General features: G+C 60.5%; 20 protein-coding genes and 1 pseudogene. 6 read left to right on the top strand and 15 right to left on the bottom strand.

The window, feature by feature from the left end; translation table 11 throughout:
• Nucleotides 1–53: 53 nt before the first annotated feature.
• The 5 genes and pseudogenes from Q0367_RS17940 to Q0367_RS17965 form a co-directional block, all read right to left on the bottom strand.
• Nucleotides 54–1,022: an aldo/keto reductase gene (locus Q0367_RS17940; protein ID WP_298983929.1), complete on the bottom strand. Its 969-nt coding sequence runs from the start codon at nt 1,020–1,022 to the stop codon at nt 54–56.
• A gap of 389 nt (nt 1,023–1,411) precedes the next feature.
• Nucleotides 1,412–2,158, bottom strand: a complete 747-nt coding sequence (locus Q0367_RS17945) for an SDR family oxidoreductase (protein WP_297636420.1) — start codon at nt 2,156–2,158, stop codon at nt 1,412–1,414.
• Nucleotides 2,159–2,170: 12 nt separating this feature from the next.
• Complete coding sequence (locus tag Q0367_RS17950) at nt 2,171–2,494, bottom strand: carboxymuconolactone decarboxylase family protein (RefSeq protein WP_298983931.1); 324 nt, start codon at nt 2,492–2,494, stop codon at nt 2,171–2,173.
• A 26-nt stretch (nt 2,495–2,520) separates the two neighbouring features.
• A pseudogene (locus tag Q0367_RS17955) lies at nt 2,521–3,397 on the bottom strand (aldo/keto reductase).
• 43 nt (nt 3,398–3,440) lie between these two features.
• The gene (locus Q0367_RS17965) at nt 3,441–3,836 is read right to left on the bottom strand and encodes a cupin domain-containing protein (protein ID WP_298983937.1); all 396 of its coding nucleotides are present in this window, start codon (nt 3,834–3,836) and stop codon (nt 3,441–3,443) included.
• A 278-nt stretch (nt 3,837–4,114) separates the two neighbouring features.
• Here Q0367_RS17965 and Q0367_RS17970 point away from each other — a divergent pair, with 278 nt between their 5' ends.
• Nucleotides 4,115–5,047, top strand: coding sequence for an AraC family transcriptional regulator (locus tag Q0367_RS17970; protein ID WP_298983939.1), 933 nt, complete (start codon nt 4,115–4,117; stop codon nt 5,045–5,047).
• Between the two features lie 77 nt (nt 5,048–5,124).
• Here the strand turns inward: Q0367_RS17970 and Q0367_RS17975 are convergent, their stop codons facing one another.
• The 7 genes from Q0367_RS17975 to Q0367_RS18005 all read right to left on the bottom strand — a co-directional run bounded on the left by Q0367_RS17975 (nt 5,125) and on the right by Q0367_RS18005 (nt 11,456).
• The gene (locus tag Q0367_RS17975) at nt 5,125–5,550 is read right to left on the bottom strand and encodes a type II toxin-antitoxin system VapC family toxin (RefSeq protein WP_298983941.1); all 426 of its coding nucleotides are present in this window, start codon (nt 5,548–5,550) and stop codon (nt 5,125–5,127) included.
• A gap of 3 nt (nt 5,551–5,553) precedes the next feature.
• Nucleotides 5,554–5,790, bottom strand: coding sequence for a type II toxin-antitoxin system Phd/YefM family antitoxin (locus Q0367_RS17980; protein ID WP_298983943.1), 237 nt, complete (start codon nt 5,788–5,790; stop codon nt 5,554–5,556).
• A 155-nt stretch (nt 5,791–5,945) separates the two neighbouring features.
• Nucleotides 5,946–6,815 (bottom strand): intradiol ring-cleavage dioxygenase, encoded by an 870-nt coding sequence (locus Q0367_RS17985; RefSeq protein ID WP_298983945.1) that lies wholly within the window; start codon nt 6,813–6,815, stop codon nt 5,946–5,948.
• Nucleotides 6,816–6,961: 146 nt separating this feature from the next.
• The gene (aroE, locus tag Q0367_RS17990) at nt 6,962–7,825 is read right to left on the bottom strand and encodes a shikimate dehydrogenase (RefSeq protein WP_298983947.1); all 864 of its coding nucleotides are present in this window, start codon (nt 7,823–7,825) and stop codon (nt 6,962–6,964) included.
• Nucleotides 7,826–7,957: 132 nt separating this feature from the next.
• On the bottom strand, nt 7,958–9,040 hold the full coding sequence (locus tag Q0367_RS17995) for a DUF4432 family protein (RefSeq protein WP_298983949.1): 1,083 nt from the start codon (nt 9,038–9,040) through the stop codon (nt 7,958–7,960).
• A 259-nt stretch (nt 9,041–9,299) separates the two neighbouring features.
• Nucleotides 9,300–9,656 carry a hypothetical protein gene (locus Q0367_RS18000; RefSeq protein WP_298983951.1) on the bottom strand — a complete coding sequence of 119 codons (357 nt, stop codon included), beginning with the start codon at nt 9,654–9,656 and terminating at the stop codon, nt 9,300–9,302.
• Nucleotides 9,657–9,731: 75 nt separating this feature from the next.
• The gene (locus tag Q0367_RS18005; protein ID WP_298983953.1) at nt 9,732–11,456 is read right to left on the bottom strand and encodes a right-handed parallel beta-helix repeat-containing protein; all 1,725 of its coding nucleotides are present in this window, start codon (nt 11,454–11,456) and stop codon (nt 9,732–9,734) included.
• A gap of 591 nt (nt 11,457–12,047) precedes the next feature.
• On the opposite strand from Q0367_RS18005, the gene Q0367_RS18010 reads away from it, so the two are divergent.
• The 3 genes from Q0367_RS18010 to Q0367_RS18020 are packed head-to-tail and all read left to right on the top strand — an operon-like array spanning nt 12,048 to nt 15,413.
• Complete coding sequence (locus Q0367_RS18010) at nt 12,048–13,943, top strand: formate--tetrahydrofolate ligase (protein WP_298983955.1); 1,896 nt, start codon at nt 12,048–12,050, stop codon at nt 13,941–13,943.
• A gap of 18 nt (nt 13,944–13,961) precedes the next feature.
• Complete coding sequence (locus Q0367_RS18015; protein WP_298983957.1) at nt 13,962–14,414, top strand: RidA family protein; 453 nt, start codon at nt 13,962–13,964, stop codon at nt 14,412–14,414.
• A gap of 27 nt (nt 14,415–14,441) precedes the next feature.
• Nucleotides 14,442–15,413 (top strand): tRNA (adenine-N1)-methyltransferase, encoded by a 972-nt coding sequence (locus tag Q0367_RS18020; RefSeq protein ID WP_298983959.1) that lies wholly within the window; start codon nt 14,442–14,444, stop codon nt 15,411–15,413.
• A gap of 29 nt (nt 15,414–15,442) precedes the next feature.
• Here Q0367_RS18020 and Q0367_RS18025 read toward each other — a convergent pair whose 3' ends face one another.
• A complete protein-coding gene (locus Q0367_RS18025) occupies nt 15,443–16,618 on the bottom strand; it encodes a glycosyltransferase family 4 protein (protein WP_297636367.1) in 1,176 nt (391 codons plus the stop codon).
• 14 nt (nt 16,619–16,632) lie between these two features.
• Complete coding sequence (locus Q0367_RS18030) at nt 16,633–17,103, bottom strand: hypothetical protein (RefSeq protein ID WP_297636364.1); 471 nt, start codon at nt 17,101–17,103, stop codon at nt 16,633–16,635.
• Between the two features lie 236 nt (nt 17,104–17,339).
• Between Q0367_RS18030 and Q0367_RS18035 the strand changes: the two genes are divergently transcribed.
• Nucleotides 17,340–20,240, top strand: coding sequence for a UPF0182 family protein (locus Q0367_RS18035; RefSeq protein ID WP_297636361.1), 2,901 nt, complete (start codon nt 17,340–17,342; stop codon nt 20,238–20,240).
• Nucleotides 20,241–20,408: 168 nt separating this feature from the next.
• Nucleotides 20,409–21,902, top strand: coding sequence for a trypsin-like peptidase domain-containing protein (locus Q0367_RS18040; protein ID WP_297636358.1), 1,494 nt, complete (start codon nt 20,409–20,411; stop codon nt 21,900–21,902).
• A 107-nt stretch (nt 21,903–22,009) separates the two neighbouring features.
• Here the strand turns inward: Q0367_RS18040 and ychF are convergent, their stop codons facing one another.
• Entirely contained in the window at nt 22,010–23,110 is a 1,101-nt protein-coding gene (gene ychF, locus Q0367_RS18045; protein ID WP_297636355.1) for a redox-regulated ATPase YchF, read from the bottom strand.
• Nucleotides 23,111–23,145 lie beyond the last annotated feature (35 nt).

Below are 23,145 nucleotides of genomic sequence, written 5' to 3' on the forward strand. Positions count from 1 at the left end.
AACCAGACCTTGCTCATAAAGGTTCTCTGATAGAGTGGTTTTCTTTCCATTCCTCAGTAGCGATCGCCGACCACGGTGATCTGCGCCATTGCGTAGTCAATTGCGCGAAGATCTTCCGCCGTCAGGTGGACATTCAGTGCGCCGAGGTTTTCCTCCAGCCGTTCGAGCTTGCGCGAGCCGGGAATCGGCGCGATCCAGGGCTTCTGCGCCAGCAGCCAGGCCAGCGCGATCTGCGCCGGCGTGGCGCCCTTCTCGGCGCCGATGCGCTCCAATAATTCGACCACCACCCGATTGGCCCGAATGGCTTCACGCGTGAAGCGAGGGTTGCGACTGCGAATGTCATTGGGCGCAAAGGTGGTGTTTTCATCGATCTTGCCGGTCAGGTAGCCGCGGCCCAGCGGGCTGTACGGCACCAGGCCAATGCCCAGCTCCTCACACGTCGCCAGCACGCCGTTCTCCTCAATGGCTCTCCACCAGATCGAATATTCGCTTTGCAGCGCCGTCACCGGCTGCACGGCGTGGGCGCGGCGAATCTGCTCTGCGCTGGCTTCGGAAAGGCCAAAGTGTTTGACCTTGCCTTCTCGGATCAAATCCTGCACCGCGCCGGCCACATCCTCCATCGGCACGTTGGGATCGGGACGATGCTGGTAGAACAGATCAATCGCTTCGACGCGCAGCCGCTTGAGCGACGCCTCGGCCACGCGCTTGATCTGCTCCGGTCGACTGTCCAGCCCCACCGTCGGGTGCGGCCCTGTCACCGGGTCGTGTTTGAAGCCGAACTTGGTGGCGACTACCACTTTCCCCTTGAACGGCTCCAGCGCCTCGCCGACCAATTCTTCGTTGGTGAACGGACCGTAGACCTCCGCCGTGTCGAAGAAGGTGACGCCCCGATCCACCGCCGCGTGGATGAGATTGATCATCTCCTGTTTGTCGGTCGGTGTGTCGCCAAAGCTCATCCGCATACAGCCCAGCCCGAGGGCCGAGACGGTGAGTCCACTTTTGCCTAGCACGCGCATTTGCATTGGAGCGCTCCTTGAGGGTGCATCTTCACAGGTTGATGGTGGACGTTGAAACGATCGGCAAACTGTCTGATCTGCTTTGCAGGCGCTGAAAAGCGGATCAACTCATACGCTGCAAAATCGCCGCAATCCTTGAAGGCGGGACGACGTTGCATCGCAGCGTCGCGTTCGGCCCGCAACATCAATTGAATTTCAGGAACCATGGTGAACCTCCCTACCCTGAACTTTTCACAGCCCGTCCATCGAGCTGTGAAATTAATTCGTTTCCCATGGTTCAGTCTAGCGAGTTGCAGAATAAAGTGGTATGCGATTCCTCCAGCATCCTTGTCTGATCCTGCAAACCTTCCCGGAAGGGAGAACCGAGGCGTCGAGCGCACTTACAAAAATGTGGCCTACAACTCCTGACGCGTAGGGCGGAACAGAATCTCGTTCACATCCACCTCCTCCGGTTGGCTGATCACAAAGGCCACCATGCGGGCGAAAGAGTCGGCGGGAATCGCAAACTCTGCATAGAAGCGCCGCAGGTTCTCCGCTACATCCGGCTCCGTCACGCTCTCCGGCAGTTCCGTGGCGACGGCGCCGGGGGAGATGACGGTGGTGCGAATGTTGTAGGGCTTGACCTCCATGCGCAGCCCTTCTGAGATCACGCGCACCGCCGTCTTGGTGGCGGCGTAGACGACCCCGCCTGGACGCACCTTGTGTCCCGCCACCGACGACACGTTGATGATGTGGCCGGATTTCTGTTGCTGCATGTACGGGAGCGCGGCGGCGATGCCGTAGAGCACGCCCTTGATGTTCACATCGATCATGCGATTCCAGTCATCGACCTTGAGCCGCTCCAGAGGAGAGTGCGGCATGACGCCGGCGTTGTTGATCATGACGTCGAGCCGTCCATAGCTTTGCACGGCGGCGTCGACCAACCGTTTCACCTGGTCGTAGTCGGTGACATCGGTTGCGACGGCGAGCGCCCTGCCGCCGTTGGCGACCAACTCCTCCGTCAGCGCCTGGATGCGGTCGCCGCGCCGCGCTCCTAGTGCAACGGACGCTCCCTCGGCGGCGAGCAGGCGGGCGGTCGCTTCGCCCAGCCCGCTGCTCGCTCCCGTGATGACGACGACTTTTCCTGCGATAGGATTGTTCATAGGAGTAGCCCCTTATCGATTGAAGACTTCGCGGGCGACGCGAACGGCCGACATCGCCCGCGGCCAACCCGCGTAGAAGGCGAGATGGATGATCACCTCGGCCAGCTCGCTTTCCGTCAGGCCGTTCTCTTTCGCCCGGCGCAGGTGGCCGGCAAGCTGCTCGGTGGCGCCGATGGCGATCAGCGCGGCCACCGTCGCCAGGCTGCGGTCGCGCGGGGCAAGCTCCGGTCGCGCCCAGACATCCCCAAACAAGATCTCATCGGTCAGCTCCGCCAACTTCGGCGCAAAGTCGCCGACCAACTGTTGGGCAACCGTCGGTTGTTTTTGCTCAGGCATCTACCGGCTCCTTTCCATGAAAAACCTTACGTTGGACGTCGGAGTTCGCTTAAACGCTTGACGACGGCCGGGTCGCGATGGTCGAAGAAGGCGCTGGTCCTGGTGTCTAGCGCAGCGATGGCCGCCATGTCCTCCGGGCTGAGTTCAAAGTCGAAAACGTTGAAGTTCTCCGCCATGCGCTCTTTGCGCACCGATTTCGGGATCGCTACGATGTGACGTTGGATCAGCCAGCGGAGGATGACCTGCGCAACGGTCTTGTGATGTTTCGCTGCGATCGCACGCAGCACCTCGTTTTGAAAAATGTTGTTCCTGCCTTCAGCAAACGGCCCCCATGACTCCAGCTGCACCTTGTGCTCTTCCAGGAACGCCTGGGTCTCAACCTGCTGGTGGAACGGATGACACTTGATCTGATTCACCGCCGGAACCACCTCGTTATGCACAATGAGGTCCATCAGCCGGTCGGGGTGGAAGTTGCTGACGCCGATGGCGCGGATGCGTCCTTCGCGGTGCAGCTCCTCCATGGCGCGCCAGGCGCCGTAGACATCACCATAGGGCTGGTGGATCAGGTAGAGATCGAGATAGTCCAGTTGCAGCCGTTGCATCGACCGCTCGAAGCATCGACCGCTCGAACGCCCGTTTGGTCTTTTCGTAGCCGGCGTCCTGAATCCACAGCTTGGTCGTCACGAAAATTTCCTCGCGGGGCACGCCGCTGCGTTTGATGGCATTGCCGACGGCGGCTTCGTTGCCATACGAGGCCGCCGTGTCAATGAGTCGATAGCCTACTTCCAACGCATCCAGCACGCAGCGCTCGCATTCTGCGGGATCGGTGATCTGAAAGACTCCGAATCCCAAAATCGGCATTTCGACGCCATTGTTTAGCGTTACAGTTGGGATGATCGACATTTTCATGCGCCTCTTCGGTGTCCGATAGTCCTAATCGATCTTCTTACCCTTGATATTGCTCATCGTTCACATGCTCCATCCACTCCACCGTCTTGCCGTCGAGCGCCTCTTGAATAGCGATGTGCGTCATGGCCGTGGTCGGCGACGCGCCGTGCCAGTGCTTCTCCCCTGGCTCGAACCAGACGACGTCGCCCGGATGAAGCTCCTCCACCGGGCCGCCCCAGCGCTGCGCACGGCCGCACCCGGCCGTCACAATCAGAATCTGCCCCAGGGGGTGCACATGCCAGGCGGTGCGGGCGCCCGGCTCAAAGGTGACGCTGGCGCAGCGCACGCGCGCCGGCTCCGGCGCTTGAAAGAGCGGATCGACGCGCACTGCGCCGGTGAACCATTCGGCCGACCCCTTGGCGGAAGGCTGCGATCCACTTCGGACGATCTGCATAAGGGTTTCCCTCCTGTCTGTTGATGACCTCACTGCGAAAAGATTTTTTCATCGCAGAGGCGCAGAAAGCCCAGAGGCTTTTGTTGGAAAGCGCTCTGTGTTCTCTGCGTCTCCGTGCGGATGGGACCTGCTTTGTAGAGCAAATTGTTTTCCAGGAGCCGCTTTGTTTTTTTCTTATGCGATTATAGACACGGTTGGATGGGGGGTGATAGAATAATTTTGGAACAAGATTAGACAATTCTACAGAATCGGAATGCGAACCCGCCAGAGGAGAGAGCATGCAGTCAATCCCACATCGACAGATGGAACGCATGGCGCAACACACCCAGGCCCATCGCGAGGAACTGGTCGAACGCATCACGCGACTGATTCGCCAGGATGGCGAAATTCAGCCCTTGCCGGGGCTTCATCTGTTTCGTCTATCGATGATTCGGGGGCTGAGTCATGGTGTGAACAAGCCGGGCTTTTGCGTCATCGCCCAAGGGAGCAAGGAGCTGTTTTTGGGCGATCGCTATTACCGCTATGACCCCTATCATTATCTGCTGGTGACGGTCGACCTGCCCGGCGTCAGTCAGGTGCTGGAGGCGACGCCGACGCGGCCCTATCTCAGTCTGCGGCTGGACCTTTCCCCTGCCCTGGTCGGCTCCGTGTTGGTCGAAAGTGGATGCTCCGCGCCGGAGATTACGGAAGCCTCGGCGGTGGATGTCAGCCTGTTGGATGGGGAGTTGTTGGATGCGGTCGTGCGACTCATGCGGCTGACCGAGGCGCCTGCATCCGAGGTGCAGGTGCTAATGCCCCTGACGGTGCGGGAGATCGTCTATCGACTGCTGGTGGGCGACCAGGGAGCCAGACTTCGCCATCTGGCGGTCGTGGGAGGCTCCATCCCCCACATTGCACGGGCGGTTGAGTGCATCCGGCGCAACTTCGACCAACCTCTACGCATCGAGCAGCTTGCGCGCGAGGTGGGGATGAGCGTCTCCGGCTTTCATCACTACTTCAAAGCCGTCACCGGCATGACGCCGCTGCAATTTCAGAAACAACTGCGCTTGCAGGAGGCGCGTCGGCTGATGATCGGAGAAAATCTCCCCGCCATCGACGCCGCCTATCGCGTGGGCTATCAGGACGCCTCGCACTTCAACCGAGAATACAAACGCCTCTTCGGCGCGCCGCCGCTGCGCGATGTGCAGCGCCTGCGCGAGACCATGATGTAAAAATAAAGACAAGGGATGGGGCCATCGATGGCATAGAGACGCCTTGTGGCCGCCCATCCTCAGTAGCCCTTGTAAGGTTATGGTGAGAGCAACTCGCAGGGGATGTCTAGAAGCTCCGCATTGCGCGCCAATTGTCGATCTGCGGTGACTAGGGGGGCCTGCGCAAACGCTGCTGTTGCAAGATGCAGCGCGTCGGGCGCCTTCACCGCCAAGTCGAAGCGTCTGATGTACATTTGCGCCTGTTGATAGACAGCGCTGCTCAGATGAAGAGAAATGTACAATCCCTGTGCCAGATGACCGGCAAAAAGGGTGGCCACTCGTTGAGCGTCAGACAATGATAGGTGGCCGAGACGTTGGCGCAGCGCCAAAGCGCTGAAAAATTCTATCTGCGCCAGCTCGCTGACCATCACAGCCGAGGCGGCCAGCAGGCGTTCCTGTGCTATGTCGCTTAGGGGCTCTGGCACGTAATATGCGACCAGCACACTGGTGTCAAGATAAATCATACATCAATAGCGCGCTTTCCGACGTTCGGCGACCACGGTTTCGCTCATCGTCTCTCCCTGCAGAGCAATACTGGCTCGAAACGCCGTCAAATCGGGAAATTTTGGGCGTGAACGCCCCGGGGCGATCAATTGCGCAACTACTTTTCCACGCCGGGTGACGATGATCTCTTCACCAGCCTCCACGCGTGCAATATATTCCGCAAGGTGTTCCCGCAGATCCTTGACGTTGACCTTGATCATTCATCCTCCTTGACTTTTGTCCGGCCTGACTACAGTTCCTTAGCGGACGCTTCGAGTGTACACTATCAGTGTACACCAGGGGATGGCCTTGTGCAACCGCCGGAATCGCCAATTTGAGCGGCAAGTTACTGCAGGTGGCAGACTTGCTGAATCTCCTACGACACCGGTGCGCCTACGGTCAGCCGCGCCAGGAAGCCTTCTTCCACCGAACCGGTGACCGCGGCCATCTGCGACTCCCAGCCATCTCTGAAGACGCTGTCGCGCTCCAGAGAGAGTCTGGAAAGGTTGTTCAAGCTGGCGCCGTAGCGAGCATCAGCGTAGACTGCCCGGCATATGTCCTCCGGCAGGGCGATCTGAGAGGTGTGCACCACATTGCCGGCGCCCGTCGCCTGCTCCACCGAAGCATAAATTTCAAAGTGGAAATGCGGCCATCGTCCGGAGTAACAGCCGGGAAAAACGGTGAGGAACGTCACCACGCCGTTCTCGTCCGCCGCCTGCACCCCGCGCAGATAGTCCTCGTCCTCCGCGCCGGGGCTGTACATGGAATAGCGCCCCTGGGCGTCGCAGTGCCAGAGATAGACGGCGTAGCCAGGCAAGGGCCCACAGTCGCCGCCGGCCCGCACCAACGTTAGCTCCAGGCGCAATGGAACTCCTTCCGCCGTGTTGCCGGTGCCCAGGCTGGTGCGGATGTCGGGCCGAACGACGCCGGACCGGCTGAGAACGTTGAGCGCCGGCCCTTGGGCGCCGTTGCCGGGGAAGGGGCCCGCCGTCTCGCGTGGGATGGGGGAGACGCACTCTGCTGCTGCACCGGCCTCAGAGGCGCCAGGTTCGGCGTGGGTGGCAGGCGGCGTGGGCGTCCCGATGGGTGCACAACCGGCGAGCAGCGCGGCGACGCCCATGAGGCCCAGGCTGAGCACTCGGCGCCGCGTCATCGGCGACTGGCTCAGCATCGCCAGGTCGGCCTTCAGCCCTAGATCGTAGAGATCTTGGGGAGATTCTCCAGAGAAATGAGCGTGCGGTTGCATAGCTGACCTCCGTACAATTTGAAATCTTCCACTGTTTGACCTTTAAGAATCGTCTAACCGGATCTTCGGCGCCATCTTACCCTCTGGATGTAATTTCATCATGTGAAAAGCATTAAAAAATTATAAAAAGCGATCACAGCGTCTATTTATCCACCGAATTCTGCGGCCAGCGCCCTGCGCATCACCTCCACGGAAGGCTCTTGCCCTGTCCACATCTTAAAGGCAATAGCGCCTTGATAGACGAGCATACCCAAGCCATCGAGGGTAGCGGCGCCGCGTTCGGCAGCGCGACGCAAAAAGAGGGTGTTCGGGGGGTTGGGAATCACGTCGCAGACGATGAGACCTGGGAAGATTGAGTCGTAGTCGATGTCCGGCGCATCCTCTACATTGGGAAACAGACCGATGGAAGTGGCGTTGATCAGCAGGTCGGCGCCTTGCGGCACGCAATAGGCGCCCTGCCAGGGCACGAACTCCGCCTGCGCGGGCGTCTTTTCGGTAAGCAGCCGAACAAGCGCCTCCCCGCGCTCACGGCTGCGGTTGACGATCGTGATGCGCCGCGCGCCGGCCAGGGCCAACTCCACGGCAATCGCGCGTGCTGCGCCGCCTGCGCCGAGCACCACCGCGTGCGTCCCCGCAGCGTCGATGTCGGCGTCGTCGCCCAGTGCGCGCATGAACCCTTTGCCGTCGGTGTTTTCGCCGATCAGCCGGTCGCCTTCGCGGCGCACCGTGTTGACGGCGCCGATCACCTGCGCGCTGGGCGCAATCTCATCCAGATATTGCAGCACCGCCACTTTGTGGGGAATCGTGAGATTGACCCCGCGGAAGTTGTTCATGGCGCGCATGCCCAGCACAGCGTCGCCGAGGCGCTCTGCGCGCACCTCGAAGTTGAGATAGAGCCAGTTCAGGCCAAGCGCCTGGAACGCTGCATTTTGCATCACGCCGGTCGGATTCTCCGCCACCGGGAAGCCGAAGACGCCGACGATGTTCAGCATGTAGTTGGGTTCAGCCATGGTCTGGTTTCTCCTATAGATTCAGTGCAAAGGTGCAAAGACGCAAAAAAGCAGCTCTCATGCATTTGCAAATGGGTGATGCAGAGGGTTAACTTCCGTCGAACCCTTCCTGTCGGCTCTTCTGCACTCTCGTCAACTGAGGATCGACTCGATCTTGCGCTCCATTTCCCGCGCTTCGTCAACGGTGAGCACGCCGGCAATCATTGAGCAGCGGTAGGTTTCCCCTGCGCCAAGCACCTTCACGTTGCCTTTCGCTTTCTCGGCCGTGTAGCCCTCCGGCTCCGCGGTTGAAGGCAGCACCATTCCCAACGCATCCTGGTCAGGGGTGCGGCAGATCCAGCGCACGCCCTTGTCCAGCTCCGCAGGGCGATGGGCGATGTAGTCGGCGCTGCCGTCAGGATGCACCTGCATCGTGTGCGCCCATCCGTCGGCGTCGGCCAGGTAGTCGATAAAGAAAACCACCTCTGGATCAAAGGCCAGGCCTGGTTTGAGCACATTGTGCCGCTCCGGGTGTCGGCTCAGCTCTTCTAGAAAAGCGGCGTACTCCGGGCCGGGCCGCACGTGCGACGGGATGCTTCGACGCACGCGCACGCTTGTCGGCGTGCAGTGCGCGCTGTAGACCAGCCGGCCGTTGTCAACCGGGCGGAAGTTGGCGTGCGCCATGTACATGTACTCCATCGGCGTGCGTTTGAGGTTGGTGACGCTCAGGTCGATGGTGAAGAGCGACGATCCGGCGTAGAGTTTGACCAACGGCTCGGCCTGATAGTTGAAGCTAAAGGCGACGGTGTGTTGATAGACGCCGCCGAGTCCGATGTAACTGCCGCGCTCATCCTTGCCGACGACCAGATAGGCGCTTTTGTACGGCGCATTGGGCAGCTCGCCGTGCAACGGATGGGCGTCGCCTGCGGCAGGCACGCCCATCGCCGTAAAGCCGCAGTGAAGCAAAAAGCCGCCGTAGGTCTCCAGATAAACGCGCGTGGGCCGCGGTTGGTCGAACATCGAGCGCATCGTGATGTTGCGCCCGCGAAAGCTGGCCGACCAGATCTGTTGGCCCTGGAACGGCAGCAACACCAGCTCGCCCAACTCGTTGCGCAGTCGCAGCGCCGCCACGCCGCTTTCAAAACGGAAGGCGCTCGCCTCCAGCGCATCGGCCTCGACCAGAAGGCGCTCCCGTTCGCCGAACATCGATTCGGTGAGATGAAAATAAGTTGTCATAAAAATCCTCGACTCCAAAAGATGTTGGAATAGCTTTTTGGGATCTGGTGGAATTCATCTATGAGCGCCGCACCGTATGGAGCGTGCTCTAACGTACTTTACCATACTTACTGCGTGCAGGCGAGTATATGCGTATGCGTCGCCTTGATGACAGTGGAAGCGCACGGCGTCGAAAGTAAGCCGTCTTGTGGATGGTCTTTTGTTCGCCATGCCAACCTCAAGTAGGAACAATCTCATATAGAAAGAAAATATGCGAGAATCAGGCCGCTAAGGCCTCCACCAGCGCCGGAAATCCTAGCAGGGCGACAAGCATCCCTGCCGGGTGTTGATTCAATCCTAGCGGTTCCGCCAGCAAGAGAACGAAGACGACCGCTCCCGCGCCGAGCACCCAGAAGACCCATGCTGTGCGTCCCCGCTTCTCTCGCTTCGCCGCCCAGGAGGCCCCCAGGCCGTTGCCCAGAGCAATTCCCAGCATCATGCCGGCCACGCCTAACGCCAGGTCGGCCATTCCGCCGCCGGTGAATCGGCCGATGAGAGCGCCCAGGGCGTAGCCCGCCGCTCCCAATAGAATTGCGCCACCCAGTGCACTCAGAAAAACCATCAGGCGAGATTGCATCAGGAAACTCCTTCTTGTCGGACGAGAACTTATAGAAAGATTCAATTTTGTTTCCGTCGAATGGCCAGAGCGGCGTCACCTGGAAAATGGCGCATAGGCGCCGGGAGCGTCGCGTTCGGCGCGGCTGACGCCGTCTCGGTCGAACAGGACGAAATTGCTGTTCTCACCGGGCGGAACGCTCAACTCCCACGTGAAATTGGGAATCTTGAACAAGGGTGCATTCTGGACCCAATCCCCAACAGGATGGAAGTCGTTGGCCGCTGCGTTCGCCAGAACTGGCTGGAGAGCGTTGATAGCGTTGTCGGCGCGCAGCTGCCTTTCGTTGCAGGTGAGATTGTCAGAAGTGCAGGCGTCGCTATTGCCTTCGATGCCCAGCGGCATGGATGCGTCGCCGTTCCAGAGGACATTCCCGCGGATCTGAAGATTGTCATCTGCATGGGCGAGGGGGATGTTGCTCGAAGTTGGGTTGACCCGAGAGTCGTAAATGGCGAAATGTTGCCACAAGCTCTGGCGGCCCGGTGGGTTATATACAAGGTTGTTGTAGATGTATACGTTTTTATTGGGGATCGCCACGGCGTTCGAGCCGTTGTCTATCTCAGTCGTTCCCCAGCCGCCTTGATCCAGATAAAGCTGACAGCGTTCGCGTCCTGGATCGCCGGGTTGACCGTCGCAGGAGCGTCCTCCGAAGACCACTTCAATAATATGCGAACGGCTGCCCACGCGCACGAGCGTGTTATAAGCCAAAAGAATGTTGTAGCCGCCGTTGACGCCCAACCCGGCGCCTTCTGCGTCGTAGATCAGGTTGTTCACAACCTTGACGTCGTAGGCTTCATATTGGAGCCAGGGAGGCGTCATAAATTGAAAACCGGTCCCCTGGCCTGCAGTGAATCCACCCGTGCCGCAATCGTAGATCTCATTCGCTTCAACGCGAATATAAGCCGATCCCCCTTTGACGTAGGCGCACCAATCGCCGCCGCCGTGAATCTGGTTGTGGACGAGATGTCCGTGCTGCACCGCCACGAAGTCAACGACGTTGTCCCATGCGCCGGCGAGATGGCTGTTTTCGATGTAGATGTGCTGAGATTGATTCACTTTCACGGTCTCCTGGGCCGCACCCTCTCCATCGAAGGAGACGTTGCGGAGCAGCACGTGGTTGCATTGTTCACAGTGAAATACATCGCCCTTGAATTGGATGGTCAAGTTTTCAAAGTAGATATAATCGGTGTCGAAAATGTTCATGTTGCCCTGGAGCATGACCTCTCCGCGCTCATTGCCGTTCCCGCGAATCCAAATCGGCGCGGCGAATGTCCCTTGTCGCGATTCCCAGTAGTTCGGCAGCGCGCTCTCTGGATAAAGGCCAGGTTGCAAATTGATTCGCACCCCTTCGGTCAAAGGGACGTTCATCGGGATGCCCTGCCATGCGGCGGCGAGGGTGCGAAGCGCGTTCGCAGGCGTTGTCCCATCGTTGGCGTCGTCGCCGCGGAGAGGGTCCACCCACACCTCGCGTAGTGCAGGAGTTCCAGGATCGTACAGACTTGTGGCCGTCTGAGTGTGGGGAGTTTGTTGGGCCACAAACGGCGCATAAACCTGCGCTTCTCCTGGCGACTGCACGCCGGCGTGTTCGCTTGCAGGCAGTTCTTGCGTCGGCAGGGGAACGGGTTCAAACGTCAGCGGTGGAGCAGCGGAAACCATCGGTTGAGCAGACGAGAGAACGGGCGTAGGCAAAGAGGATTGCGAGGCGCAGCCTGCAAACACAACCCAAAAGAGGACGGCGAGCGGCCGGAGCAAAGGTTTTCGCATGACTATAAACACTCCTCACCTGCATGGGCGATTGCTGAGTCAAATTATAACTGAAGAAGAAATTCTGGAACTATTGCATAATACACCTTACGCAGATGGTAGGAAGAGGGAGCGCCGTAGGTCTTTGGGGTTCACCGTAGAGGCCCTCACCTCTGGCCCCTCTCCCAAGGGTGGGAGAGGGGGAGAAGACCCTCACCCCTGGCCCCCCTCCCAAGGCTGGGAGAGGGGGAGAAGGGGCGCCGTAGCCGCAGGTCTTTTGGATTCACCGTAGCTGCGGCTCGCAGCCGCAGGCTCTTGATGGCCCGCAAGGTCTTGGTGAATTCAAGAAAGCACAGCAGCGAACTGCGCAGCATCAGTGAATAAATTCATGCTGACGCCATCTGGGCGCAATCGTTTGCGCCGTTTGGGTTTGTAAAGTTGTTATTGCTCTGTGTTCGAGAACGACGCAGAGCGCACTGTTCACTGCCCATCGTGGGCAATGCACTTCAGCTTTGGTATACTTCTGCGCATGAACTTGGATTCGCAGAGAACGACAGCGCATCCAGACTCAATTATCCGGCTTTGCAAACACTCAACGAGGAGAGATGTGGAATGCCCCATCCATTGCGCAATCTCAAACGCCCTGTGCCCAGCGATCTGGAGATCGCTCAGTCGGTGACGCCTTTGCCGATCCAGCAGATCGCAGAAGAGGTCGGCATCCTGGCCGAGGAGTTGGAGCTCTATGGCCCGTACAAGGCGAAAGTCTCGCTGGATGTGCGCGAACGATTAAAAGATCGTCCGAACGGCCACTATATCGTCGTCACCGCCATCACGCCGACCCCTCTCGGTGAAGGCAAAACCACGACCACCGTCGGTCTCAGCCAGGCGCTGGGCGCGCATCTGGGCAAAAATGTTTTCACCTGCATCCGCCAACCCAGCCAGGGGCCGACCTTCGGCATCAAGGGCGGTGCAGCCGGCGGCGGCTACTCGCAGATTATCCCAATGGAGGACTTCAATCTGCACCTGACGGGCGACATCCACGCCATCACCGCCGCCAACAACCTCCTGGCCGCCGCCATCGACGCCCGCATGTTTCACGAGGCGGACATGGACGATGCAACGCTGTTCAAGCGTCTCTGCCCGCCCAAAAATGGCAAGCGTTTCTTCACCGGAACGATGCTGCGCAGACTGAAAAAGCTGGGCATCGACAAAACCAACCCGGACGATCTGACGCCGGAGGAGATCAGTCGTTTCGTGCGCCTCGACATCGACCCGGAGACGATCACCTGGCGACGCGTCATCGACACCAACGACCGCATGCTGCGCGAGATCACGATCGGCCAGGGCCCACAGGAGAAAGGACGCACGCGCTGCACCGGCTTCGATATCACCGTGGCGAGCGAAATCATGGCGATCCTGGCCTTGACCACCTGTCTGCAGGACATGCGCGAGCGCCTGGGCCGCATGGTGATCGGCCTCGACCGCAAAGGAGAGCCGGTGACGGCGGAGGACATCGGCTGCGCCGGCGCGTTGGCCGTGCTGATGAAAGACGCCATCAAGCCGAACCTGATGCAGACGCTCGAAGGCACGCCTGCTCTGGTGCACGCAGGGCCTTTCGCCAACATTGCGCATGGCAACTCCTCGATCGTCGCCGACCAGATTGCGCTCAAGCTGGTCGGGCCGGAGGGCTACGTGCTCACCGAGGCGGGCTTCGGCGCCGACATCGGCATGGAGAAGTTCTTCAATATCAAATGCCGCTACAGCGGATTGATTCCGAATTGCGTCGTCCTGGTGGCGACGGTGCGCGCGCTCAAAATGCACGGCGGCGGCCCCAAAGTCGTGGCGGGCAAGGCGCTCGATCCCGCCTACACGCAGGAGAACCTTGAATTGCTGGAAGCCGGCTGCAGCAATCTGACGGCGCACGTGCGCAACGCCCGGCGCTTCGGCGTGCCGGTCGTCGTGGCGATCAACCGCTTCCACACCGACACCGAGGCCGAGATCGAGCTGGTGCGACGCAAAGCTATCGAGGCCGGCGCGCTTGACGCCGTCCCCTCCAACCACTGGGCGGAGGGCGGGGCCGGCGCAGTCGCCCTGGGAAAAGCGGTGATCGAAGCCTGTCAACAGCCGTCCCAGTTCCAGTTTCTTTATCCGCTTGAAATGCCCATCAAAGAAAAGATCGAGACCATCGTGCGCGAGATCTATGGCGGCGCCGGCGTAGAATACTCCCCAAAGGCGGAGGAGCAGATCGCCGCTTACACGCGCGCCGGCTTCGACAAACTGCCGATCTGTATGGCCAAGACGCACCTGAGCATCAGCCATGATCCGGAGCTGAAAGGCGCGCCGACCGGCTTCATCGTGCCCGTGCGCGAGGTGCGCGCCAGCGTCGGCGCCGGCTTCCTCTATCCCTTGCTGGGAACGATGAGCACCATGCCGGGGCTGCCGGCGCGGCCAGCCTTTTTTGACATCGATATTGATCCGGAGACCGGAAGGGTGATCGGCCTTTCGTAACTGCGCCACGGAGGATCCATGTCTCGACAGTTGATCTCCAGCGGCAGTCCCTATGAACCACGCATCGGCTTTTCACGCGCCGTGCGGGTGGGCTCGCATGTCTTTGTCGCCGGTACAGCGCCCATTGCACCCGATGGCTCGGTAGCCGCACCTGGCGATGCCGCCGGCCAAGCCCGGCGCTGTTTTGAGATTATTCAGGCTGCTTTGGAGCAGGCGGGCGCTTCGCTGGCGCATGTCGTGCGCACCCGGGTTTTTCTCACGCACATTGAAGACTGGGAAGCGGTGGGACGCGTTCACGGCGAATTTTTGGGCGACGTGCGACCGGCCTCCACTGTAGTGGAGGTGAGCCGTTTCGTCGACCCCCTCTGGCTCGTCGAGGTGGAAGCGGAGGCGTTGATCGATGAGGAAGAAATCAATAGGGTAGGGATCGACAGGGAAGGCGACGCACCTGAACGACGCCTGACAACTTAAAAACGGGAAAATATTTCAGGATACGCTATGCCGGATCAATCAGAATTCTCGCATCCATTCTCTCCCACCGACGGAGAGCGCCAGCGCGTTCAGGCGGGCGACTTGGCGATGATCTTCACGTCGGACTACAAACGCTTCGTCGCCCGCATCCATCCGGAGGGCGTCACGCACACCCATCTTGGCGCCTTCCGTCACGCAGACCTGATCGGCGCTACGTGGGGCTCAACGGTGAAAAGTCAGATCGGCTACGACGCTTTGGTGCTGCAGCCCTCGCTCACCGACATCATGAAATCGCTCAAGCGCAGCACGCAGATCATCTATCCCAAAGACGCCGCCTATATCGTGCATCGCCTCAGCCTGCGCGCCGGCAGCCGCGTGGTGGAGGCCGGCACCGGCAGCGGCGGGTTGACGACTGCGCTGGCGTGGGCGGTGGCGCCGTCGGGAATGGTGTTCACCCACGAGGCGCGTGAGGACATCTACCAGGTGGCGCGCGAGAACCTGGCCAGAGTTGGGCTGTCGCCCTTTGTGAAGATGTTTCTGTGCGACATCGAGGAGGGGTTTCGGGCGGAAGACGCCGACGCCGTTTTTCTCGACGTGCGCGAACCCTGGCGCTACCTGGCGCACGTGCGCCGCGCCCTGCGCCCTGGCGGTTTCTTCGCCAGCCTGTTGCCGACCGCCAATCAGGTCATCGAGCTGTTGCGCGCTTTCGATGAGCATCACTTCGCCGACGTGAGCGTCGAGGAGCTGATCCTGCGTTCTTACAAACCAACGCCGGAGCGCTTCCGCCCCGACGACAATCTGATCGGACACACCGGCTATCTGGTCTTCGCCCGTTGCATCGACCTCGGCGAGGATATGGCGCGCTGGCGGCAGCCGGAGCGGCAGCGCTATGAGGCGCGGCTGCAGACGCAGGCGGAACTCGAAGCCGAGGCCAGGCGTCGCGCGGCGGAGGTGGCCGCCGGCGGAAAGAAATACCCGAAGCTGCCGTTGCCAGGGTAAGGAAAAACAAGGGCGGGGCTGCAAATGCTTTATTCTGAACTGGAGCGATCCCCTAAAACCCGCTGATAGAACGCCTCCAACTGTGCGCCCAGCACGCGCCAATTGTAGCGCGTCAACAGACGCTGGCGCGCAACTTCGCTCAATGTGCGCTGTTGTGCAGGGGTTGCGAGCAGCTCGGCCACGGCGGCGGCGAACTCCTCCGGCGTCGCCTGTGCGGGCACGAGGCGAGCTGCGCCGTCGGCGCCGTAGGTGATTTGTTCTCCGACCGCGCTGGCGACGACCGGGACGCCGGCCAGGAGCGTGTTGGCCAGACGCACGCTGCATTTGGCCTGTTGCAGGGCGGTCGGCTCCGCCGGGAAGATGGCGCAGCCGATGCGAGCGTAGAGCGCAGCGAGTTGGTTGCGATCGACGAAACCCAGCCATTCCACGCGAGCATCCGATTGTAGGGCGTTTTGTTGGATGGCGAGCCGATAGGGTCGATCCAGGCCTACGCGCACCGGCGCGCCGGCGATCAACAGGTTGGAGCCTGGAGATTTTTCGTGTAGTGAAAATAGGAATCGAGCCAACCACCGGGGGGAGATTTCAACAAAACGGGTGAAGAAGAGAACATCTCGGCTGCTGTTGGGATGCCAGCGCGGGGCGTCCGGCGTCGGCGCTTCGACCCCGTTGGGCAGCCACAGCAGAGGGGCGTTGGGATTGGCCTGGCCGATCGTTTCGGCAAGCCAGCGGCTGGCGACGGTGACGCCGTCGGCGTGACGAATGCCCCATTCCTCCTGCCAGGCGAGGAAGCGAGCCACCAGCCAGGGGTAGCGGTTGATCGGCGCCCAGGCCTGCTCCCAGTCGTCGGCGTCAAGCAGAACGGCCGGGCGTTTGTCCCGACGCTTGCCCCATAGCCGCCATTGCACCAGGCCGGCGTGGGCGCGTGGCTTCACGATATGGACGATGTCTGGTTGGATGCGAGAAATCTCGTGTAGCAATCGTTGGGTTTGAGCGAGAAGGCCCCCGGTTAAAGCGATGTTGACGATCTCCACTGCGCCATCTCTCCAGCGCCTGCCCGCGTCCTGCGGCGTATCCCAGGGTGGAATCAAAATCGTCGGGCGCCAGCCGTGCGTCGCCAGGGCGCGCGCCAGCGGCAGCGTGCGCGCCCAGACGGTGGTTTTCTGTCCAAGGCCAAAAGGGGCGACGAAGCAGACGCGACGACTCATAGCGAGTGGACAACTCATTCGGTGGCGATGACGAGCGGCCAGTCCGGCAGGCGACGCAGACGCAGCCAAGCGGCCTCTTCTGCGGCCTGGGGATAGGAGAGGCGATGTTTTTCAACGAGCTGCGGCGCGTACCAGCGATAGATGACGACGAGCGCCACGGCCTGGCCGATCCAGCTTTCGGCGCCGATAGAAGGAGTCAACAATGTTTTCTCGATGGCGGTGCGCTGCTTCTCACTGAGGTAAGTGTTGAGATGGCGGGTGCCGGTCGGGTAGGCGACGCCGTTGAGCGCCAGCATCATCTCGATGACGAGCTGACGCAGACGCGCCGTTGCTTCAGCCGCGAGCAGGTTCTCGCTGCGCTCAATCAGGTCGGGGAGGGTCGCCAGAACATGCCAGAATTGCTCAAGCGCCATTTGAATGTGCGTCGCGTCGGCAGGACGAAGCTCGTCAGGCCAGGCGGATCGGTTCAGCGTCGGTGAATTCATAGAGGCCATTATACAACAGCGGACGCGCTTTTCGGCGCTTTTGGGTAGCCGCCTCACAAGGTGAAATTCGATTCGTCTGGTAAAATAAAAATAATGGGAAGCGGATGCAAAGTCTCCGTTCTGGCAATCGAGCCGCAGTTGCCTGTCGTCATCTTGGTCGTTATCAACATCCTGATCGTTATCAACGTCAATTGTGTTTGTTGAGCATCTGCATCCCGGAGTGAGTGAAAAACAAGATGAGAAATCCAGACCCTTTCGCAGACCTGATCCGATCGATCGAGGAGAACCTTCAGCGCGGCGGCGACTGGATCCCTCCTGACGATGACCGGCCGGAGCGTCGTCCTCAAGGGAGACCGAACCGCTGGTGGTGGTTGTTGTTCATTCCTTTTCTATTTCTGATTCTCTACAACACCATTCTCAGCTTTCTGGTCGACTGGACATGGCACGCCAGCCTCCATTTGGAATCGATTTTGTGGACGCGCATCAGCGCCTCGGTGGGGCTGTTTGTCGTGGGCTTTGTGTTCACCTGGCTCTTCCTGTATGTGAATTACCTGATCGTGCGTCGCCTCGAACCTGCCGGCCTGATCTCCACCCCGGTCGAGCAATTTTCAGAGGCCAGCGGGCTGCGCATCTCGACCATTGCTCTGGTGGCCTTCACCCTCTTTTCTTTGCTGATGGGGCTGAATGTGGCGGGCGAATGGCCGCAGCTGCTGTTGTTCCTGAATCAGAGCGATTTCGGCGTCGCCGATCCGGTCTTCGGCCGCGACGTCAGCTTCTATGTGTTCACGTTGCCGGTGCTGACCATCGCGCGCGGCTGGCTGCAGTCGGTGGTGATTGCGACGATCATCATGGTGGTGGTTGTGAGCGGCGTGGGCTGGCGAGGCTGGCGCGTGCGCACCGGCCTGCTCCTTCACCTCGGCGTGCTCGGCGCGCTCTATCTGGTTCTGTTTGCGCTCGGCTATCAAATTGAGGCCGCCAATCTTGTCTACAGCCAACGCGGGGCGGTCTTCGGTGCCGGCTATACGGACGTCAACGCCCAGTTGCCCGCATACAATCTGTTGACGATTGTGACGCTGATCGCCGCTGCGCTTTTGATCGTCACGGCCTACGTGCGCCGCGCCTGGCGGGCGATTGTGGTCGTCCTCGTCGCCTGGGTGGCCATCGCCGTCGTCGCCGGCTCGATCTATCCCTCCCTCGTGCAACGCTTTCAGGTCAGCCCCAACGAGCTGACGCTGGAGCGGCCGTACATCGAGCACAATATCCGCTTCACGCGCATGGCGTACGCGCTGGACAACATCGTGGTGAAGCCGTTCGAGGCTGCACAGCGAGTCTCGCCGGAAGCCGTCCTGAGTGAGCCGGAGACCATCCGCAACGTGCGACTGTGGGACTACCGGCCGCTGCTCGAGACGTACAATCAGGTGCAGGCGTTGCGTCAGTACTACGCCTTCAACGACATCGACGTCGATCGCTACCTGATCAACGGCGAGCGCCGGCAGGTGATGCTTTCGGCGCGCGAGCTGGTTCCGGACCGCCTCAACGTTGAAGCGCAGACTTGGGTCAACCGCAAGCTGGTCTACACGCACGGCTACGGCGTCGCCATGTCGCCGGTCGAACGCGTGACTCGCGATGGCCTCCCCGAGTTTTATTTGCGCGATCTGCCGCCGGTCGGAGAGATTCCGGTCACTGTGCCTCACATCTACTTCGGCGAGCTGACCGGGGACTACGTGATCGGCCGCACCAACATGGAAGAGTTTCACTACCCGCAGGGCGACGGCAATGTGACGACGCGCTTTGAGGCGGACACCGGCGTCGACATGACCTTCTGGAATCGCGTGCTCTTCGCCCTCTATTTCGGCGACATCAATCTGCTGCTTAACCAGGACATCACCAACGAAAGTCAGCTTCTCTGGCGTCGCAACATCGTCGAGCGCGTGCGCCACCTGGCGCCCTTCCTGCAATACGACGCCGATCCCTACATCGTCGTCGGCGAGGACGGCCGTCTCTACTGGTTCATCGACGCCTACGTGACGAGCGACCGCTATCCATATAGCGAGCCGTATTTTGGACGCTTCAACTACATCCGCAACTCGGTGAAGATCGTCATCAGCGCCTACGACGGCGTGCCCCATTTCTATGTCTTCGAGCCGGACGAGCCGATCATCAACGCCTACATGCGCATCTTCCCGGCGCTCTTCCAGCCCAAAGAGGCGATGCCCGATTTCCTGCTGCGCCACATTCGCTATCCCACCGATCTTTTCTCGGTGCAGGCGGAAATGTATCGCATGTATCACATGACGAATGTCGTCGACTTCTACAACCGGGAGGACGTATGGGCGTGGCCGGAGGAAATTTTCTACCAGAAGGCGCAGCGTATGGAGCCGTACTACGTGCTCATGCAGATGGATGAAGCCGATTCGCTCGATTTCATTCAGATTCTGCCCTATACGCCCGCCAACCGCGAGAACATGATTGCATGGCTAGCGGCGCGCAGCGACCCGGAGCGCTACGGCGAAAAGCTTGTCTTCACCTTCGGCAAAGACACGCTCTTCTTCGGTCCGAAGCAGATCGAGGCGCGCATCGACCAGGACCCGATCATCAGCGCCCAGTTGACGCTCTGGAACCAACAGGGGAGCAACGTGCTGCGCGGGAACCTGATCGTGATTCCGGTGGGCGGCAGTCTGCTCTATGTCGAGCCGCTGTACTTGCAGGCGCAGACCGGTCGCATTCCTGAGCTCCGACGCGTCATCCTGGCGACCGGCGAGCGCACGGTCATGGCGGAAAATTTGGGATTGGCCTTGATTGAGCTGTTTGGCCGCGATGTAGTGGCGCGCGCCGGGCTGCTCGACCTGGCGATCAGTCCAGAATCGGACATTGTCCTAGACGGCGTAGCGGAGCCGACGGCTGGGTCTGCGCTGCCGCCGCCGCAGCCGGCGGCCGCCGTCGGCGTCGATCTGAGCAATGCCTCGATCGAGCAGTTGATTTGGGCGGCCAACAACCACTACGAGCGGGCGCAGCGCCTGCTGCGCGAAGGCGACTGGGCGGGCTACGGCGCCGAGATGGAGGCGCTGAAAGCCACTTTAGACCGGTTGGTGGCGCTGACCGGCGGCCTGCCCACTGCGACGCCGCCGGAAAACTAAGGGGGCGCAAGCAACGCTGCAAAGTGCTTACAGATTTTTTACGAAAGTTTCATCTTCATCTCATGCGGAAGCTCTACAGTCAAAGAGGCTGTTCAAATAGAATAGAACGGCTGAGATTGCAGGGTTTATTGCACTCGAGAATTAACGAAGATGAGGAGTTATTAGACTATGCTTGAACCAAACGTTACGCAAGAACCATCTCCACAGCGGCCACGCCGCCCGCGCACGCTTAAGATCGCTCTGTTCGCCGTCGTCGGCGCAGCGTTGATCCTCCTCGGCGCGTTGGCTGCGCCCCTGTTGTGGCAACCGTCAGGCGTGCTCGCCAACGTTTCACAGCAAACCTTCGCCGCGCCGACGCTGCAAGGAGATTCTAGCCTCTTTGACGATCAGGAGACGCTGGCCGCGCTCTACGAGGCCGTTGCTCCGTCCGTCGTCAACATTCAGGTGGAAAAGCGTGCAACGGCCGGCGGCGCGCTGCCGCAGATCCCGGGCTTCCCTCTGCCGGATGCGCAACCGCCGCTGCAGCACGGAGAAGGCTCCGGGTTCATCTATGACAATGAGGGGCACATCGTCACCAACAATCACGTGATCGACGGCGCCGATAGGATTATCGTGACCTTCAACAACGGCATGTGGGCGCGCGCCGAGGTCGTCGCCGCCGATCCGCAGGCGGACCTTGCCGTCATCAAGGTGACGCCGCCCGAAGGGATGGAATGGCGACCGCTCAAGCTCGCCGACGACAACACGCTCAAGGTCGGCCACACCGTGATCGCGATCGGCAATCCCTTCGGCCTGCAAGGGACGATGACCAGCGGCATCGTCAGCGCATTGGGTCGCGGCTTCCCGGTCGGCTCCTTCGGAACCGGTCGCTACACCCTACCAGATGTGATCCAAACCGACGCGGCCATCAATCCCGGCAACTCCGGCGGCCCCTTGCTGAACCTGAAGGGCGAGGTCGTGGGCGTCAACTTCGCCATTGAGTCGCCCACGCGGCAAAACGCCGGCGTCGGCTTCGTGATTCCGGTTTCGATCGTCAAGCGCGTGGTGCCGGCGTTGATCAAAGACGGCGTTTTCAAGTACGCCTACCTGGGCCTGGAGGGGAGCACCATCACGCCGCAACTGGCGGAGGCGTTGAATCTGCCGGACAACACGTTAGGCGTCTACGTTTCGAGCGTCGTGCCTGACGGGCCTTCGGCGCAGGCGGGTGTGCGCGGCGGCAATCGCACGGTGACGTTGCCCGACGGTGGTCAGGTGCGCACGGGCGGCGACATCATCAAGGCGATTGACGGCACGCCGGTCGTGCGTTTCGAGGACCTGGTCTCTTACCTGGTCACCAAAGCCTCGCCGGGCCAGAAGGTGACGCTCACCGTCGAGCGCGACGGCAAGCCGATCGAGATTGAGGTGACGCTTGGCGAGCGCCCGACCCAGCCGACGGCGAGCGCGCCCTCGGAGGATGGCCGGCTCAACGCACGCGCTGCGATCGCAATCGCCGAGCAGGAAGTGCGCGGTCAGCTTCAGGGGGAGATCATCGAAAAGGTCGCCACACCGGATGAGCGCGATGGGCGCCCTGTGTGGGTGGTCGAGCTCAGCACCGAGACGCAGAAGACGACGGTCGTGGTCGACGCCCGCACCGGCGACGTTCTGGATGTGACGATCGAGTAAAATCAAAGAAAGTGTTGCGCGTCCTGTGTGTTGCGGGGAGTGCGTTGCACTCGATGCAACACACAGGATATTTTTTCTTCACCACGAAATACGCAACGCGTTCCCCGTTACACATTGAATCGAAAATGGATCACGTCCCCATCCTGGACGACGTATTCCCGCCCCTCGATGCGCATCTCGCCGGCTGCTTTGGCCGCCGCCTCGCCTCCCAGACGAATGTAGGTCTCGTAGGGGATCACCTCGGCGCGGATGAAACCGCGTTCGAAATCGGTGTGGATCACGCCTGCGGCCTCCGGCGCTTTGGCGCCGCGGCGCACGGTCCATGCGCGCACTTCCTTCGGGCCGGCCGTGAAAAAGGAGATGAGGCCAAGCGCATGGTACCCCTTGCGAATCACCTGCTCCAAACCGGTTTCGTGGACGCCCATCGCCTCCAAAAACTCGCGGCGCTCTTCGTCTGAAAGTCCCGCCATGTCCTGCTCGAGTTTGGCGCAGAGTTTGACGAACTCTGCATTGTGCGCTTCCGCAATTGCGCGCACGGTTTTGACATATTCGTTGTCTTCGAGCAGGTGATCTTCATCGACGTTGGCCACGTAGATCACCTTCTTGCCGGTCAAAAAGCGCATTTCTTTGAGCAGCGCCTTGTACGCCTCGCTCTCCGGGTCGGGATACGCCGACACGGGAACGCCGCGCTCCAGTTGCTCCTTGAGGGCCAGCGCCACCTCCAACACCGGCAGCAGGCGCCGATCGCCTTTGGCTTCGCGCGTCAACTTTTCCAGTTTGCGTTCAAGCTGCTGCAGATCCGCCAGCATCAGCTCGGTGTTGATCACCTCAATGTCGCTGCGTGGGTCCGGCTTTGCCGAGACATGCACGACGTTGTCGTCGTCGAAGCAACGGACGACATGCACGATGGCGGCCGTCTCGCGAATGTTGGCGAGAAATTGATTGCCCAGCCCTTCCCCGCGGCTGGCGCCCTTGACCAGACCGGCGATGTCGATAAATTCGACCGTAGCGTGGATCACCCGCTCCGGCTTGACCAATTCGGCCAGTTTGTCCAGCCGTGGATCGGGCACAGGCACGATTGCCTTGTTTGGTTCAATTGTGCAGAACGGATAATTGGCCGCCTCTGCGTTTTGCGTCTTGGTCAATGCGTTGAAGGTGGTGCTCTTCCCGACGTTGGGAAGCCCCACAATGCCGATGCCTAAAGCCATATAGGATTCCTGTTTTGCGTCTTCGCCATCGAATT

The organism is uncultured Caldilinea sp. (genome assembly GCF_937128415.1).
Lineage (GTDB): Bacteria > Chloroflexota > Anaerolineae > Caldilineales > Caldilineaceae > Caldilinea.

What these genes read in the sequence shown, in the direction of transcription:
- Q0367_RS18005 (WP_298983953.1), bottom strand. Translation starts at nt 11,456, where the DNA reads ATGCGAAAACCTTTGCTCCGGCCGCTCGCCGTCCTCTTTTGGGTTGTG.
- Q0367_RS17980 (WP_298983943.1), bottom strand. Translation starts at nt 5,790, where the DNA reads ATGATCAAGGTCAACGTCAAGGATCTGCGGGAACACCTTGCGGAATAT.
- Q0367_RS18040 (WP_297636358.1), top strand. Translation starts at nt 20,409, where the DNA reads ATGCTTGAACCAAACGTTACGCAAGAACCATCTCCACAGCGGCCACGC.
- Q0367_RS17950 (WP_298983931.1), bottom strand. Translation starts at nt 2,494, where the DNA reads ATGCCTGAGCAAAAACAACCGACGGTTGCCCAACAGTTGGTCGGCGAC.
- Q0367_RS17945 (WP_297636420.1), bottom strand. Translation starts at nt 2,158, where the DNA reads ATGAACAATCCTATCGCAGGAAAAGTCGTCGTCATCACGGGAGCGAGC.
- Q0367_RS18035 (WP_297636361.1), top strand. Translation starts at nt 17,340, where the DNA reads ATGAGAAATCCAGACCCTTTCGCAGACCTGATCCGATCGATCGAGGAG.
- Q0367_RS18000 (WP_298983951.1), bottom strand. Translation starts at nt 9,656, where the DNA reads ATGCAATCTCGCCTGATGGTTTTTCTGAGTGCACTGGGTGGCGCAATT.
- Q0367_RS17970 (WP_298983939.1), top strand. Translation starts at nt 4,115, where the DNA reads ATGCAGTCAATCCCACATCGACAGATGGAACGCATGGCGCAACACACC.
- Q0367_RS18010 (WP_298983955.1), top strand. Translation starts at nt 12,048, where the DNA reads ATGCCCCATCCATTGCGCAATCTCAAACGCCCTGTGCCCAGCGATCTG.
- Q0367_RS17995 (WP_298983949.1), bottom strand. Translation starts at nt 9,040, where the DNA reads ATGACAACTTATTTTCATCTCACCGAATCGATGTTCGGCGAACGGGAG.
- Q0367_RS18015 (WP_298983957.1), top strand. Translation starts at nt 13,962, where the DNA reads ATGTCTCGACAGTTGATCTCCAGCGGCAGTCCCTATGAACCACGCATC.
- Q0367_RS17975 (WP_298983941.1), bottom strand. Translation starts at nt 5,550, where the DNA reads ATGATTTATCTTGACACCAGTGTGCTGGTCGCATATTACGTGCCAGAG.
- Q0367_RS18030 (WP_297636364.1), bottom strand. Translation starts at nt 17,103, where the DNA reads ATGAATTCACCGACGCTGAACCGATCCGCCTGGCCTGACGAGCTTCGT.
- Q0367_RS18020 (WP_298983959.1), top strand. Translation starts at nt 14,442, where the DNA reads ATGCCGGATCAATCAGAATTCTCGCATCCATTCTCTCCCACCGACGGA.
- Q0367_RS18025 (WP_297636367.1), bottom strand. Translation starts at nt 16,618, where the DNA reads ATGAGTCGTCGCGTCTGCTTCGTCGCCCCTTTTGGCCTTGGACAGAAA.
- aroE (WP_298983947.1), bottom strand. Translation starts at nt 7,825, where the DNA reads ATGGCTGAACCCAACTACATGCTGAACATCGTCGGCGTCTTCGGCTTC.
- ychF (WP_297636355.1), bottom strand. Translation starts at nt 23,110, where the DNA reads ATGGCTTTAGGCATCGGCATTGTGGGGCTTCCCAACGTCGGGAAGAGC.
- Q0367_RS17965 (WP_298983937.1), bottom strand. Translation starts at nt 3,836, where the DNA reads ATGCAGATCGTCCGAAGTGGATCGCAGCCTTCCGCCAAGGGGTCGGCC.
- Q0367_RS17940 (WP_298983929.1), bottom strand. Translation starts at nt 1,022, where the DNA reads ATGCAAATGCGCGTGCTAGGCAAAAGTGGACTCACCGTCTCGGCCCTC.
- Q0367_RS17985 (WP_298983945.1), bottom strand. Translation starts at nt 6,815, where the DNA reads ATGCAACCGCACGCTCATTTCTCTGGAGAATCTCCCCAAGATCTCTAC.